Origin of the sequence: Aeromonas sp. sia0103 (assembly GCF_963895295.1) — a bacterium.
Classification (GTDB): Bacteria; Pseudomonadota; Gammaproteobacteria; order Enterobacterales; family Aeromonadaceae; genus Aeromonas; species Aeromonas encheleia.
The window spans coordinates 1-15,316 of sequence record NZ_CAWQKG010000004.1; the positions used below are offsets into that span (position 1 = coordinate 1).

Consider the following 15,316-nt stretch of genomic DNA (forward strand, 5'->3'; position numbering starts at 1 on the left):
GCCCAGTAACGACCACCAAGTTTGTAAAAAATGATATAGATGGGTCGTTAGCTCAGTCGGTAGAGCAGTTGACTTTTAATCAATTGGTCGCTGGTTCGAATCCAGCACGACCCACCATCATTTAGCCATATCCCAGGTCGTTTAGCTCAGCTGGGAGAGCACCTCCCTTACAAGGAGGGGGTCACTGGTTCGAGCCCAGTAACGACCACCAGTTTGTAAAAATGATTTAGATGGGTCGTTAGCTCAGTCGGTAGAGCAGTTGACTTTTAATCAATTGGTCGCTGGTTCGAATCCAGCACGACCCACCATCATTTAGCCTTATCCCAGGTCGTTTAGCTCAGCTGGGAGAGCACCTCCCTTACAAGGAGGGGGTCACTGGTTCGAGCCCAGTAACGACCACCAAGTTTGTAAAAAATGATATAGATGGGTCGTTAGCTCAGTCGGTAGAGCAGTTGACTTTTAATCAATTGGTCGCTGGTTCGAATCCAGCACGACCCACCATCATTTAGCCTTATCCCAGGTCGTTTAGCTCAGCTGGGAGAGCACCTCCCTTACAAGGAGGGGGTCACTGGTTCGAGCCCAGTAACGACCACCATATTTCGAGCCGACCGCTTGTGATAGAACGCCAAGAGCCCGCTGCATAGCGGGCTTTTTTGCATCCAGCGCCTGCCGGCCACCGGCGCGGCCGAGAAATTCACGAACCTATTTAGGCACTTGTATCTCGCCAGATTTGTTGGTGGGCTTGCGCTCGGCTTCTGGTTATAATTTTTGCCTTTCCAAGCGTTGATGGAACAGTCGCAATGAGCAATGCACTGAGCAGTGTCCCTCCGGCTATCGAGATGGACTACCCCTTCCCGGCCAAGCCGGCTCCGCTGACCAGCGAACAGAAAGCGGCCCTGATCACCGAGATCAAGGCCCTGCTCGAATCGCGTCAGGCGGTACTGATAGCCCACTATTATACGGACCCCGAGATCCAGGCGCTGGCCGAGGCCACGGGTGGCTTCGTCGGTGACTCCCTCGAGATGGCGCGCTTCGGCCGGGATCACGCGGCCCAGACCCTGATCGTGGCGGGGGTGCGTTTCATGGGGGAAACCTCCAAGATCCTGAGCCCTAACAAGCGGGTGCTGATGCCGACCCTGGAGGCGGAGTGTTCCCTCGATCTGGGTTGCCCCATCGACCAGTTCTCCGCCTTCTGCGATGCTCACCCCGATCACATAGTGGTGGTCTACGCCAACACCTCGGCGGCGGTCAAGGCGCGCGCCGACTGGGTGGTGACCTCCAGCATAGCGCTGGAGATCGTCGAGCATCTCGACAGCCAGGGTCACAAGATCATCTGGGGCCCGGACAGACACCTCGGGGCCTACATCGAGAAGCAGACCGGGGCCGAGATGTTGCGCTGGCAGGGTCACTGCATAGTGCACGACGAGTTCAAGGCCAAGGCCCTGCGCGAGCTCAAGGCCCAGAACCCGGATGCGGCCGTGCTGGTGCATCCGGAGTCGCCGGCCTCGGTCATCGAGCTGGCCGATGCGGTGGGTTCCACCAGCCAGCTGATCAAGGCGGCGAGGGAGCTGCCCCAGCAGAAGCTGATCGTGGCGACCGATCGCGGCATCTTCTACAAGATGCAGCAGGCCTGTCCGGACAAGGAGATGGTCGAGGCACCGACCGGGGGCGATGGCGCCACCTGCCGCAGCTGCGCCCACTGCCCCTGGATGGCGATGAACGGCCTGGTGGCGATCAAGGAGGCCCTGACCGACGGTGCCGAACGCCACGAGATCCTGGTCGATGAAGCGCTGCGGCTGAAGGCGTTGATCCCGCTCGATCGGATGCTGAACTTTGCCGCCGAACTCAGGCTCAAGACCCAGGGCAATGCCTGACCCATCGAGGCATGGAACGTAGAGAGGGCACCCATTGGGTGCCCTCTCTTGTTATTGCTGTCGCTCGCAGCAGGGGCACATGACGCGCCGCCGTTCCCTGGTATCAGATGATCACGGTGGAGAGGCTGTGTTCCTCGCCAGCGGCGACCGTGACACCGGCCTCATCGGTGATGGCGGTCTCGACACAGAGCATGGTGCGATAGCCGTCATCGCTCATGTCGGCCATGGCGGTGGCTCCTTCCAGCCAGGGGGTCCACACCACCACGCTGTCGTGATTGCCGCTGGTCACCCCGATGCGATGATCCCCATCCTGGACGACAACTGTGGTCTCTGCGTCCAGATAGATGCGATCCAGGGCGCCTGAGAGCGTCAGGGAACCCTGTTGCTGCGCGTGCTGGCCGCCGACCACCTTGTCCAGGTAGGGTTCGCCCAGACCGGTCACGCTGACGGCCTCTGGCGCGCTTATCTGCAGATAGGTATGCAGGGCTCCGCTGTAGACGAGGGGTTCCTGCCCGGTGTTGCGGGTGGTCAGCACCAAGGAGAGCTCCTTGCCGACCAGCACATCCAGATCCAGCTCGAAGGGGTGGGGCCAGAGGGTGCGGCTGGCATCGCTGTCGGTCAGGGAGAGGTGCACCAGGGTGCCCTCCTCGTGGTCGGAGACGCCATCCAGCGTCCACAGGCTGGTGCGAGCGAAGCCATGGGCAGGCTTGCCGCTGCCAACGCGCGCGGGGGCGGGGCCGAACCAGGGCCAGCAGAGCGGAATGCCGCCGCGGATGGGCTTGCTGCCATCCAGCACGGCCTTGTCGCTGAGCCAAAGGGAGGCGGGCTCGCCGTGGCGCTGATAGCTCAGCACATGGGCGCCAAACAGGCTGATCTCGGCCTTGGCGTAACCATTGTCGATAGAGAGCAAGGGTTGGCCCGTCTCGTGGCTGAGGCTGCAGTGGGCGGTCAGAGTGCGTGTCGGTTGCATGAAGACTCCTGTGCTCGCGCACATTCAAGGAAGAGGTCGGCGGATCCAGAATACAAAAAGGCGGCCAATGGCCGCCTTTTTTCAAGCTACTTGATTGCGTATCCCAAATTACTTGGAGATGTGAGCGATCAGGTCCAGAACCTTGCTGGAGTAGCCCATTTCGTTGTCGTACCAGGATACAACTTTAACGAACTTGTCGTTCAGTGCGATACCAGCTTTGGCATCGAACACGGAAGTCTGACGCTCACCCAGGAAGTCAGTGGAAACCACTTGATCTTCGGTGTAGCCCAGCACGCCCTTCATGGAGCCTTCGGAGGCTGCTTTCATGGCTGCGCAGATTTCGGCGTAGGTAGCGGCTTTCTTCAGGTTGACGGTCAGGTCAACAACAGACACGTCCGGAGTCGGTACGCGGAAAGCCATGCCGGTCAGTTTGCCGTTCAGTTCCGGGATAACGACGCCAACAGCCTTGGCAGCACCGGTAGAGGACGGGATGATGTTCTGAGCCGCACCGCGGCCACCGCGCCAGTCTTTGGCAGACGGACCATCAACGGTCTTCTGGGTAGCAGTGGTAGCGTGGACGGTGGTCATCAGGCCGGATTCGATACCGAAGGTATCGTTCAGAACCTTGGCGATCGGGGCCAGGCAGTTGGTGGTGCAGGAAGCGTTGGAAACGATGTCCTGGCCAGCGTAGGTAGAGTCGTTAACACCCATGACGAACATCGGGGTAGCGTCTTTGGACGGGCCAGTCAGTACGACTTTCTTGGCACCGGCAGCGATGTGCTTACGTGCAGTCGCGTCGTCCAGGAACAGACCGGTGGCTTCGGCAACAACGTCAACACCGATGGCATCCCACTTCAGGTTTGCCGGGTCACGTTCAGCGGTAACACGTACGGTTTTGCCGTTGACAACCAGGTTGCCGTCTTTGACTTCAACGGTGCCATTGAAGCGGCCGTGAGTGGAGTCGTACTTCAGCATGTAAGCCATGTAGTCAACGTCGATCAGGTCGTTGATACCAACCACTTCGATGTCGTTGCGCTCAGCGGCCAGACGGAAGACGAAACGGCCGATGCGGCCAAAACCGTTAATACCTACTTTGATAGTCATAATTGGTTACCTAACTGTTCAGTAGTCAAAGAAAATTCCGTTTGTAAATTTACTAGAACTCACCCGTGAGTCAACCAACAATCTGCGCGAAATTGCGCTATATCATGAAAAACTGTGAAATTTATTTTCGGTTTATGTAACTGACTACCAACTTTTGTCGAAAGTGTCATCGGCTGGTTCGCGTCACAGAGATCAACAATAGTGCCTGTCTGGTCACACATCCAGCCAGGGAGATATGTAAAAATGTGCGCGGTTTAGCATGGCCAAAGAGCCACTGTTCAAGTACCACCCATAAAAATTAATCATATAGATAGAATCCACAGCGGGAATTCTCAAACTATGACCACCCTGATTGAACAGCTGGCTGCCGCCAAAGGTATCGCCAGCGAGTATGTTGATGCCTGGGGCCAGCCGGCTCTGGTATCCGAAGAGAGCAAGGCCGCCATGCTCGGCGCCATGGGTTACCGCGTCGATGACGAGGCCGCCCTGAGCGAACAGCTTGAGCAAGAGTATCGCCAGCACTGGTTGCGTCCACTGGATCCCGTGATGGTGGTGCGCAGCGGCGAACCCATCAGCCTCGAAGTCCGTCTGCCCATCGAGTTCGTCAACGACGCCCTCCACTGGCAACTCAGCCTGGAGCAGGGCGCGCTCCTGACGGGCCAGATCACGCCGATCGAGGGTGAACTGGTCGGCGTCGCCGAATTTGAAGAGATGGAGTGCCAGGCCTATCGCGTGGCGTTGGCGGTGCAGCCCGAGCTGGGCTATCACCAGCTGACCCTGCTGGAAGAGGGCAATGACGAGCCGCTGGCCAGCATGCGCCTCATAGTCGCCCCCAAATCCTGTTACAAGCAGGCTCCCATCGCCAATGGCCGCAAGGTGTGGGGCCCGAGCGTGCAGCTCTATTGCCTGCGCAGCCGCCACAACTGGGGCATGGGGGACTTCAGCGATCTCGGCCAGCTGGTTGAGAAGGCTGCCGCCTGGGGGGCCCACTTCGTCGGCCTGAACCCCATCCATGCGCTCTATCCGGCCAATCCGGAGAGCGCCAGCCCCTACAGTCCCTCCTCCCGTCGCTGGCTGAATCTGGCCTACATCGACGTGGAGGCGGTGCCCGAGTTTCTGGCCAACGACAGCCTCAAGGCGGAAGTCGCCAATCCGGCGTTCCAGCAGCACCTTGCCGCCCTGCGGGCCAAGGAGAGCGTGGACTACACCGGTGTCATCGAGACCAAGCTCGGCATCCTGCGCCAGGTGTTCGACCAGGCCAGCCTGGGTGCCGTACGCCAGGCCGAGTTTGAGCGTTTCGTGGCCGCCGGCGGCGACAGCCTGCAACAGCAGGCGGCGTTTGATGCACTGCAGGCGCACTTCTATGCCAAGGGCGAAAACGCCTGGGGCTGGCCGGTGTGGCCCGATGCCTTCCGCGATTATCACAACCCCGAGGTGGCGGCCTGGATGGCCGATCACAGCCAGGATGTGAACTTCTATCTCTACCTGCAGTTCCTGGCGGACGAACAGCTGGCGCAGGCGGATGCCCGCGCCAAGGCGGCCGGCATGGTGATGGGGATCTACCGGGATCTGGCGGTGGGTGTCTCCGAAGGATCCACCGAGATCTGGGCCAACCGGGATCTCTACTGCCCCAAGGCCTCGGTCGGCGCGCCACCCGACATCCTGGGCCCGCTCGGTCAGAACTGGGGCCTGCCCCCGATGAACCCGAGCCAGCTGTTTGAGGCGGCTTATCAGCCGATGGTGGACCTGTTCCGTGCCAACATGCGTTCCTGCGGGGCGCTGCGCATCGACCACGTGATGGCCTTGCTGCGTCTGTGGTGGGTACCGCCCGGAGAGTCCGCCGCCAAGGGGGCCTACATTTATTATCCGGTCGACGATCTGTTGGGGATCCTGGCGCTCGAATCCCACCGCAATCAGTGTCTGCTGATCGGGGAAGATCTCGGCACAGTGCCGGAAGGCATAGACGTCACCCTCAAAGAGAACGGCGTGCACTCCTACAAGGTGTTCTTCTTCGAACGCTCCAAGGCCGACGGTGGCTTCATCTCGCCGGCGCACTACACCGAGCAGGCGATGTCGGCGCTGACCACCCACGACATGCCGACCCTGAAGGGGTTCTGGCATTGCGACGATCTGGCGTTGGGTCGCGAGCTGGGATTGTATCCGGATGAAGACGTTCTGAAGACACTGTATGCTGATCGTCATCAGGCCAAGCAGCGGATCCTCGACAGCCTGCATGCCCATGGCGTCATCTCTGGCAACATCAGCCATGATGTGAACTGGGTCGGCATGAACACCGAGCTCAACCATGGCCTGCAGCTGCACATGTCTCGTGGCAGCTGCGCCCTGTTCAGCACCCAGCTGGAAGACTGGCTGGAGATGGACAAGCCGGTCAACGTGCCGGGCACCAGTTATGAGTACCCGAACTGGCGTCGCAAGCTCTCTAAGGATCTGGAAGATATCTTTGCCGATGAGGCACTCAAGGTGCTGGCAGGCAAGATGAGCCAGGCCCGTGATGAGGCCAGTCGTTGAGCCACTGTCGCCAACCTGTGACTCACTCTCACCCACTCCGGCTTCGGCCGGAGTGGGTGTTCAGCCATGAAAGGAAATGTCGATGCCCGTTGAACGTTTGGTTGCCGCCCGCTGTGCCGATCCCTTCTCCCATCTAGGCCTGCTGGCTAACCCGGATGGACCAGGCCTGAAACTGACCGCCTGGTTGCCCGATGCCCTCGAGGTTCGCGTCCAGGATCTCAAGTCCGGCAAGCTCGTTGCCACCCTGACTGCCGCCGATGAAGCGGGCCTTTTTGAAACTGTTTTCACCCGTCGCAAGAACCCCTTCCCTTATCAGCTGATCGCCAGCTACCCCGATGCCAGCACCGAGTGTGTCGACCCCTATCAGTTTCAGGCTGCCGCCTGGGAGGGACTGGCGGAGCTGACGTTCCAGCCGGAAAACCTCTATCACACCCTGGGCGCCCAGCTGCGCACCGTGGAGCACCTCGGTCAGCGGGTGGAAGGGGTGCGCTTCGCCGTCTATGCGCCGAGCGCCACTGCGGTGAGCCTGATCGGCGACTTCAACTTCTGGGACGGTCGCCGCCACCCGATGCAGCGCAGCCAGTGTGGTCACTGGGTGCTGTTCGTACCCGGCCTCAAGGCGGGGGATCGCTACAAGTTTGAGCTCAAGGATCCGGCCGGCCATCGGCTGCCCCACAAGAGCGATCCGGTTGGCTTCTACTGCGAGCAGTATCCGTCCTTCGCCTCCGTCATCTATGACCACGAGCAGTACGGCTGGCAGGATGCCGCCTGGCGCGAGAGCCAGCGCACCGACAAGCGGGAGCAGCCGCTCTCCATCTATGAGCTGCACGTGGGCTCCTGGAAGCGCCATCCCAACGGCGACAGCCTGAGCTGGCGCGAGCTGGCGGTGGAGCTGGTCCACTACGTCACCGAGATGGGGTATACCCATATCGAGTTGATGCCGGTCTCCGAGCACCCCTTCAGCGGCTCCTGGGGCTACCAGCCGGTGGGCATGTTCTCGCCCACCAGTCGCTACGGCAGCGCCGATGACTTCAAGTATTTCGTCGACCAGTGCCACCAGGCCGGCATCGGTGTGATCCTGGACTGGGTGCCGGCCCACTTCCCGGCGGATGCCCACGGCCTTGCCCGTTTCGATGGCACGCCGCTCTACGAGTACGAGGATCCGCGCCGTGGCTGGCACCCGGACTGGAACTCCTATATCTACGATTTTGGCCGCAACAACGTGCGCCAGTTCTTGGTGGCGAGTGCCCTGTTCTGGCTCGACAAGTTCCACATCGACGGCCTGCGGGTGGATGCGGTCGCCTCCATGCTCTACCTGGACTACTCCCGTAATGCCGGCGAGTGGGTGCCGAACGTCGACGGTGGCAACCACAACTACGAGGCGATCAGCCTGCTGAAGTGGACCAACGAAGAGGTGTACGGCAAGTATCCCCACACCATGACCATCGCCGAAGAGTCCACCGCCTTCGCCGGCGTCTCCCGTCCCACCTTCCTCGGCGGGCTGGGGTTTGGCTTCAAGTGGAATATGGGCTGGATGCACGACACCCTGAGCTACATGCAGAAGGAGCCGGTGTACCGCCGCTATCACCACAACGACATGACCTTCTCCATGGTGTATCACTATGACGAGAACTTCATCCTGCCGCTGTCCCACGACGAGGTGGTGCACGGCAAGCACTCCCTGCTCTACAAGATGCCGGGGGACGAGTGGCAGCAGGCCGCCAACCTGCGCGCCTACATGGGCTTCATGTATGGCCATCCCGGCAAGAAGCTCAACTTCATGGGCACCGAGATCGCCCAGAGCAACGAGTGGAATCACGACGCCCAGCTGCCCTGGCACCTGCTGCAGTATCCCAAGCACGGCGGTCAGCAGCGGCTGATCCGCGATCTCAACCGGCTCTATCGTCATGAAGTTGCCTTGTATCAGGGCGATTATGAGCAGCGCGGCTTCCGCTGGCTGGATCACAACGATGCGGACAACAGCGTCTTCGCCTGGCTGCGGGCCGACAAGCAGGGCGCTAATCCCATCATGGTGGCCTGCAACTTCACGCCGGTGCCACGCCTCGCCTATCGGCTCGGGGTGCCGGCGGCGGGCCACTATCGGGTGGTGCTCAATACCGACAGCGAGCATTACTGGGGCAGTAACTATGATGTGGGTTTGACCTTCGTCGCCGAGCCGACCCCCTGGCAGGGGATGGCGCAGAGCATAGTGCTGGATCTGCCGCCGCTCGCGACCTTGTTCATCAAACAGGAGTCCTGATGTTTGCAATGGAAAAAGGGCAGGACCACCCGTTGGGGGCCCTGCTCGACGAGACAGGTTGTCACTTCTGCGTCTGGGCGCCCCAATCGGACAAGGTGGAACTCTGCCTGTTCGACGAGCAGGAGCAGGAGCTCGCCCGGCTGGCCCTGCCCGGCCGGCGCGGTCAATACCGATTCGGCTATGTGCGCGGCGTCAAGGCTGGCCAGCGCTACGGCTACCGGGTCCATGGCGGGCCCCAGGAGGGCATGCTGTTCGATCCCGAGAAGCTGCTGATCGACCCCTACGCCAAGGCGCTCAGCCGGGCGACCCACTGGGATGACAAGCTCTATCAGGGGGACAGCGCGGCCATGGTGGCCAAGTCGGTGGTGGTGGCTGACGACTTCGACTGGCAGGGGGTCGGCAAGCCCGGCATCCCGCCGGAGCGCGTCGTCATCTACGAGACCCACGTCAAGGGCTTCACCCGCCAGCACCCGGGCGTGCCGGCGGCGCTGCGCGGCAGCTACCTCGGCATCAGTCATCCGCTGATGATCGAGCACCTCAGCTCTCTCGGCATCACCTCGGTGCAGCTGATGCCGGTGGCCGCCTTCATGTCCGAGCCGAGGCTCGAGCAGCTGGGGCTCACCAACTACTGGGGCTACAACCCCATTGCCTTCTTCGCCCCCGAGCCGCGCTATGGAACGGGGGAGGCGGTGACCGAGTTCAAGACCATGGTGCGCGAGCTGCACCGGGCCGGGCTCGAGGTGATACTGGACGTGGTCTACAACCACACCGCCGAATCCGGCTTCGATGGCCCGGTGCTGTCGCTCAAGGGCTTCGACAACGCGGGCTATTACGCCTTCGAGGCGGGCGCCCATGGCCCCGACTACCACCGTCACGCCAACGTGACCGGCTGTGGCAACAGCGTCAATCTGGATCACCCCAACAGCCTGCGGCTGGTGCTGGATGCCCTGCGCTACTGGGTCACCGAGATGCAGGTCGATGGTTTCCGCTTCGATCTGGCGGTCACCCTGGCGAGGGAGGCGGGGGAGTTCGATCCCATGAGCGCCTTCTTCAAGGCCATGATGGCGGATCCCGTGCTGGCACGGGTCAAGCTGATTGCCGAGCCCTGGGACATAGGCCCCTTCGGCTACCGGCTGGGGCAGTTCCCGAGCCAGTGGCTGGAGATCAACGACCGTTATCGCGACACAGTGCGCGCCTTCTGGCGCGGGGACGCGGGCAAGATGGGGGATCTGGCCACCCGGCTGGTGGGGTCGCGGGATCTGTTCCCGAAGAACTGGCGCGCCCCCCATACCAGCGTCAACTACCTCTGCTATCACGACGGCTTCACCCTGGAGGATCTGGTCTCCTACAACCAGCGCCACAATCAGGCCAATGGCGAGGACAACAGAGACGGCCACGGCAACAACCTCTCCTCCAACCATGGCGTCGAGGGGCCGACGCTGGATCCCAGGATCAACAACCTGCGCCAGCAGCAGAAGCGCAACCTCATCGCCACCCTGTTGCTCTCCCAGGGCACCCCGCACTTCCTGGCGGGGGACGAGATGGGTCGCAGCCAGCTTGGCAACAACAACGCCTACTGCCAGGACAACCAGATAAGCTGGGTCAACTGGCAGTGGCGGCCGGAGGATGAGCGGCTGCTCGCCTTCACCCAGCAGATGATGGCGCTGCGGGCCGAGTCCGGGGTCTTCTCCAACCTGCAGCTGAGCGACGACAGCTGGAATGGCACTGCCACCAGCTGTCATAGGGTCAACTGGTACCATCCCGATGGTCATCAGCTGACGGATCAGGATTGGCACTCCCCCATGGGCCAGGCATTCGCCATGGACATCGGCATGATCGACTGCGAGGGGGAGCGCTGGTATGTGCTGTTCAACGCCAGCGACTACGACATCCAGTTCCGGCTGCCACCGCCCGGGGAGGGGCTGGAGTGGATCCAGACCATAGATACCGCCACCAACGATGGCCTGCCCTTCCTGCCCGACGACATCAAGCGGCAGGTGACGGTGGGACGCGCCCACTCCCTCAAGTTGCTGGAGCGGGTCGCCCTGTCGGCGGCGACCCTGGCCAAGGAAGGGGTGGTGGCCGTGCCGGATGTTGCCGTCTTGTTGCCAACGGGATCACAGTTCCCGCTGGCGGGGTAGAGTCGGGGCGTCCGAGTGGGTATGCTGGGCGCCGTGATAAATGGCAAGGAGTCAGTATGAGCGGCAACAATCCCGAGCAATGGCGCAATCGACTGAGCGCCGAGCAGTTTCATGTCTGCTGGGAGAAGGGCACAGAGCGCCCCTACAGCGGCGCCCTGCTCCATAACCGCAAGAGCGGTGACTACCTCTGCGTCTGCTGCAAGAGCGTGCTGTTTCACTCGGATGCGAAGTTTGACTCGGGCTGTGGCTGGCCCTCGTTCGACAAGGCCATCGAGGGCACAGTGACCTACACCGAGGATGGCAGCCACGGCATGAAACGGGTGGAGATCACCTGCAGCCAGTGCGGCTCCCACCTCGGCCACGTCTTCCCCGACGGACCGACCGAGACCGGCCAGCGCTACTGCATCAACAGCCTGAGCCTGGATTTCGAGCCCGACCCCGAGTAAGCCATCAGGATGCGAAACAATAACGGCGCCTCTTTGCGAAGAGGCGCCGTTATTTTATGGGGCTGGCGTGATGGCCGCACAGGCCGGCGGGTCAGATCTGCAGCAGGGCGGCGCCGACCAGCAGTCCGGCGAGCGCCAGTATGGGCAGCCTGATGACGCGCAGCAGATAGAAGGCGATGGCGGCCAGCGCCAGATCGGTCGGGGCCTGCACGGCGCTCTGCCACAGCGGCTGATAGAGGGCGGCCAGCAGCAGCCCCACCACGGCGGCGTTGATCCCCGTCACCGCCCCTGCCAGCCGGGGTCGGGCCAGCCAGCTTTGCCAGCAGGGCCCCATGGCCCACAGCAGCAGAAAGCCCGGCAGGAACAGCGCCAGGGTCGCCAGCAGGGCGCCCAGGAGCGGCGTGGCCGGCAGCAGCAAGGCGCCGAGGTAGCTGGCCAGGCTGAACATGGGGCCCGGCACCAGCTGGGCCAGGCTGTAGCCGGTCAGGAACTGCGGCTGGCTGAGGCTGTGGCCAACGCTCTCCTGCAACAGCGGCAACACCACGTGGCCGCCGCCGAACACCAGGCTGCCCGCCCGATAGAAGTCGGCCAACAGCTGGCTGGCCGGGCTCTGAGCCAGCCAGGGCAGGCCGACAAACAGCAGGCCGAACAGGATCAGGGGCGGCCAGTGGGGCGGATGAGCGGATACGGGGTGGGAGCCTGCCGGTGCTGCCTGCCGGGCGCATAGCAGGGCGGCCCCGATCAGCATGGCTGATTGGGTCAGCAGGCCGGGCTGCCACCAGAGCGCGGCGGCGGTGGCTACCATGATGCCCTGCTGCAATGGGCTCTTGCAGAACTGGCGGCTCATGGTGAGCACCGCATCGGCCACCACCACCAGCGCCAGCAGCTTGAGGCCGTGCAGGGTGGCATCCAGCCAGAGGTTGTTGCTCAGTTGGCCGAGGCCGATGGCCGCCGCCAGCAACAGCAGGAAGGAGGGCAGGGTAAAGCCGACGAAGGCCGCCATGGCGCCGCCCAGTCCCGCCCGCTGGCGACCGATGGCGAAGCCGAGCTGGCTGGAGGCCGGGCCCGGCAACAGCTGGCACAGCGCCAGCAGCTGGGCAAACTCGGCCTGGCTGAGCCAGCCAAGCCGCGTGACTAAGGTGCGCTGGAAATAGCCGATGTGGGCGGCCGGCCCGCCGAAACTGATGCAACCCAACCACAGAAATTGAATGAATACCTGCCCCACCTCGTCACTCCCTGTTCGTCATCATCGACACCGGGGGATGATATGACAAAGCGGTGACTTTTTTTATGACAAATCGGGGTGTGCTGCAGGCAGGTAGCCGTGTCCGGCCAGTCAGCAGGCTATGGTCACTCTGTCGGCTGGCCTGGTTGCGGCAGATAGCAGCGCCCGGCCAGCCCGCAGGCGATGGTCACTCTGCCGGCTGGCCTGGTTGTGGCAGATAGCAGTGCCCGGCCAGCCAGCAGGCTATCGATTGGCGACTGGCATCGAAGTGGGGCTCGGGCAGCTCGCGGGGATCGCACCAGCGCCAGCCCTCGCATTTTTCCGGCTCCAGCAGCTGCGGCTCGCCCTCCACCTCGGCCAGCAGGGTGACCGAGACGTAGTGCAGCCCGCTCTCCCGCCAAGTCTCCAGGTTGTTGGTGACGGCGATGACGCTGGGGCTGGTGATGACGAAGCCCGTTTCTTCGGCCACCTCCCGGATCGCGGCCGACTCGAAGCTCTCCCCCAGCTCCAGATGACCGCCGGCGATGGACCAGTAGGGGGCATGGCTGCCCTTGCGCTTGCCGAGCAGCACCTGGCCCTTGGCATTGGTCAAGATAACGCCGACACCGACGCGAGGATAGGGGGTGGAAGACATGCGAGAGGCTCCTTGCTGGGACGAGATTTCACCATAAAAACGGGCCCACCTTAGGTCGGATGGGCCCGTTGTGCAAGTCGTCCGCGAGTCGGGGCGGGGGAGTTAATCCAGTCTGTTCAACTGCTTGCCACAGTGGCACCTTCGGCAGGGGCAAGGGATGCTGGCCGCGACCGTGCGGCTCCCGCGGCCGGTGGCGGGCTTAGAGCCTGACCAGCATCTTGCCGGTGTTGCGTCCCTCGAACAGCCCGATGAAGGCCTGGGGCATGCTGGCCAGCCCCTCGCTGACGGTCTCCTCGGCCTGCAGGGCGCCCGCCTCGAAGGCGGGGATGGCCTCGGCCAGGAAGTCACCATAGTGCTGCCAGTGATCGGAGACCAGCAGCCCCTGCATCAGGATGCGCTTGCGGATTATTTGGGAGAGATTGCGCGGCCCGCTCGCACCCCCCTCGCTGTTGTACTGATCGATGAGGCCGCACAGCACTATGCGACCGTGCAGTGCCATGTGGTTGAGGGCCGCCTCCAGCATGGCGCCACCCACGTTCTCGAAATAGACCTGAATGCCTTCCGGGGCGAGGCGGGCCAGCTCGGCATCGAGATCCGGCGTCGCCCGATAGTTGATCACGGCATCGGCGCCCAGGGTCTCGAGGTAGGCGACCTTGTCGGCCGAGCCGGTGGAGCCTATCACGCGAGCCCCGGCTCGCTTGGCGAGCTGCACCGCCATGGTGCCGACCGCGCCTGAGGCGGCCGAGACCAGCAGGGTCTCACCCGCCTGCAAATTGGCTATCTTGTGCAGCCCAGCCCAGGCGGTCATGCCCGGCATGCCGAGGGCGCCGAGGAAGAGCTGGGCCGGCAAGCCGGTCTTGGGCAGGCGGGTGAGCTGCGCGGCGTTGGCGACGAAGCTATCTCGCCAGCCCTGCATGCTGCTGACCCTGTCCCCTGCGGCGAAGTCGGGGTGGCGCGAGGCCAGCACGGTGCCGATGGCGCCGCCGTCGAGGGGGCCGTTGAGCGGGAAGGGGGGCACATAGCTCTTGGCCTCGCTCATGCGGCCGCGCATGTAAGGATCCACCGACAGCCACTGGTTGGCGACCAGCACCTCTGCCTCCTGCAACTCGGGCAGCGGGACCTCCCTCAGGGCGAAGTCGGCGGGGGTGGGCAGGCCGCTAGGGCGACGCAGCAGTTGGATCTGATGACTGAGCTGACTCATGGTATTTCCTCCAGTGGGGGGGCGCTCGGCGGCAGTGGGTCACACTGCCCGCCTGGGCGATGGCCCGGGTACGACAGGGCGTTTGCAGATCGGGCTCGCCGACTTGCTTTGTGTGCAAATTAAAACCAGACTAGTCCCGAATGCGCGTGTTGACAACTGTTTTGCGTGCAAATTATTCGGCCCCCCAGGGTCCTGGGGTATACTGGGCCCACTTGCCAACGAGGTGCCTCATGAGTGAATTGAAAAAGCAGGTCTGTTTTGCCCTCTACAGCGCCTCAAATGCGGTGATGCGTGCCTACCGGCCGCTGCTGGACAGACTGGATCTCACCTACACCCAGTATCTGGTGATGCTGTCGCTCTGGCGGCGGGATGATGTCAGCCTCAAGGAGATAGGCCAGGAGACCGGGCTGGATGCGGGCACCCTGACTCCCATCGTCAAGCGCCTGGAGAGCAAGGGCTGGCTGACCCGGGCCGTCTCCCTCGAGGATGAGAGGCAAAAATGCATCTGCCTGACCGAGGCGGGGCGTCAGCTGCAACAGGAGGTCAGCGCCTGCTGCCTGGCAGACAACTTGCGCAACCAACTGGATCTGGACGATGCTGAGCTGGCCCAGCTCAAGCAGCTCTGCGATCGTCTCGCGGCGCAGCTGGGACGCTGAATCCCCCATGCCCAGGAGCCCTATGATGAAACCCTTGCTTCCTCTGCTCGTGTTGTTGCTGAGCGCCTGCACCAACGGTGCTCACCCGCCTTCCTCCCTGGAGATCGATGATGCCGACGCCTGGCAGGCCATCTGCAAGGACGGCGTCCGGGTCCGGGCCATCACAGATGAGGGGATCTGTGCGGATCATCGCGGCGTGGCCATGTGGATGAATAAGCCAAGAGCCGAGCGAATGGCAGAGAAAGCCGCCAAATAGTGTGACCCAGACACCATAAA

At 62.6% G+C, this 15,316-nt stretch carries 12 protein-coding genes and 6 tRNA genes; 13 read left to right on the top strand and 5 right to left on the bottom strand.

The genetic code is table 11. From position 1 onward, the window contains the following. Positions 1-41 precede the first annotated feature (41 nt). From AACW18_RS01380 to nadA, 7 genes are all read left to right on the top strand, one after another. Positions 42-117, top strand: a tRNA-Lys gene (locus AACW18_RS01380). 18 nt (positions 118-135) lie between these two features. Further along, positions 136-211, top strand: a tRNA-Val gene (locus AACW18_RS01385). Between the two features lie 21 nt (positions 212-232). Continuing rightward, positions 233-308: transfer RNA gene (locus tag AACW18_RS01390), tRNA-Lys, on the top strand. 18 nt (positions 309-326) lie between these two features. Then, a tRNA-Val gene (locus AACW18_RS01395) sits at positions 327-402 on the top strand. Between the two features lie 23 nt (positions 403-425). Further along, positions 426-501: transfer RNA gene (locus tag AACW18_RS01400), tRNA-Lys, on the top strand. Between the two features lie 18 nt (positions 502-519). Continuing rightward, positions 520-595, top strand: a tRNA-Val gene (locus AACW18_RS01405). 205 nt (positions 596-800) lie between these two features. Then, the gene (gene nadA / locus AACW18_RS01410; RefSeq protein WP_218389941.1) at positions 801-1,874 is read left to right on the top strand and encodes a quinolinate synthase NadA; all 1,074 of its coding nucleotides are present in this window, start codon (positions 801-803) and stop codon (positions 1,872-1,874) included. A 103-nt stretch (positions 1,875-1,977) separates the two neighbouring features. On the opposite strand, the gene AACW18_RS01415 is transcribed toward nadA, so the two are convergent. Next, complete coding sequence (locus AACW18_RS01415) at positions 1,978-2,844, bottom strand: D-hexose-6-phosphate mutarotase (protein ID WP_042651299.1); 867 nt, start codon at positions 2,842-2,844, stop codon at positions 1,978-1,980. A gap of 108 nt (positions 2,845-2,952) precedes the next feature. Beyond that, positions 2,953-3,948, bottom strand: coding sequence for a type I glyceraldehyde-3-phosphate dehydrogenase (gene gap, locus AACW18_RS01420; protein ID WP_042651298.1), 996 nt, complete (start codon positions 3,946-3,948; stop codon positions 2,953-2,955). A 339-nt stretch (positions 3,949-4,287) separates the two neighbouring features. Between gap and malQ the strand changes: the two genes are divergently transcribed. The 4 genes from malQ (at position 4,288) to msrB (ending at position 11,324) form a co-directional block, all read left to right on the top strand. Beyond that, a complete protein-coding gene (malQ, locus tag AACW18_RS01425; protein WP_218389942.1) occupies positions 4,288-6,477 on the top strand; it encodes a 4-alpha-glucanotransferase in 2,190 nt (729 codons plus the stop codon). Positions 6,478-6,559: 82 nt separating this feature from the next. Next, positions 6,560-8,737 (top strand): 1,4-alpha-glucan branching protein GlgB, encoded by a 2,178-nt coding sequence (gene glgB, locus AACW18_RS01430; RefSeq protein WP_218389943.1) that lies wholly within the window; start codon positions 6,560-6,562, stop codon positions 8,735-8,737. Further along, entirely contained in the window at positions 8,737-10,878 is a 2,142-nt protein-coding gene (gene glgX / locus AACW18_RS01435) for a glycogen debranching protein GlgX (protein ID WP_218389944.1), read from the top strand. The genes glgB and glgX overlap by 1 nt, the downstream gene beginning before the upstream one ends. Before the next feature lie 56 nt (positions 10,879-10,934). Further along, positions 10,935-11,324, top strand: a complete 390-nt coding sequence (gene msrB, locus AACW18_RS01440) for a peptide-methionine (R)-S-oxide reductase MsrB (protein ID WP_042651294.1) — start codon at positions 10,935-10,937, stop codon at positions 11,322-11,324. Positions 11,325-11,415: 91 nt separating this feature from the next. On the opposite strand, the gene chrA is transcribed toward msrB, so the two are convergent. From chrA to AACW18_RS01455, 3 genes are all read right to left on the bottom strand, one after another. Then, entirely contained in the window at positions 11,416-12,549 is a 1,134-nt protein-coding gene (gene chrA, locus AACW18_RS01445) for a chromate efflux transporter (RefSeq protein ID WP_218389945.1), read from the bottom strand. 187 nt (positions 12,550-12,736) lie between these two features. Further along, complete coding sequence (locus tag AACW18_RS01450; RefSeq protein ID WP_218389946.1) at positions 12,737-13,183, bottom strand: nucleotide triphosphate diphosphatase NUDT15; 447 nt, start codon at positions 13,181-13,183, stop codon at positions 12,737-12,739. Between the two features lie 199 nt (positions 13,184-13,382). Beyond that, on the bottom strand, positions 13,383-14,384 hold the full coding sequence (locus AACW18_RS01455; protein WP_218389947.1) for an NADP-dependent oxidoreductase: 1,002 nt from the start codon (positions 14,382-14,384) through the stop codon (positions 13,383-13,385). Positions 14,385-14,614: 230 nt separating this feature from the next. Between AACW18_RS01455 and AACW18_RS01460 the strand changes: the two genes are divergently transcribed. Next, positions 14,615-15,040, top strand: a complete 426-nt coding sequence (locus tag AACW18_RS01460) for a MarR family winged helix-turn-helix transcriptional regulator (RefSeq protein WP_042651290.1) — start codon at positions 14,615-14,617, stop codon at positions 15,038-15,040. Positions 15,041-15,065: 25 nt separating this feature from the next. Beyond that, positions 15,066-15,296 (top strand): hypothetical protein, encoded by a 231-nt coding sequence (locus AACW18_RS01465; RefSeq protein ID WP_042651301.1) that lies wholly within the window; start codon positions 15,066-15,068, stop codon positions 15,294-15,296. The last annotated feature ends 20 nt before the right edge of the window (positions 15,297-15,316 follow it).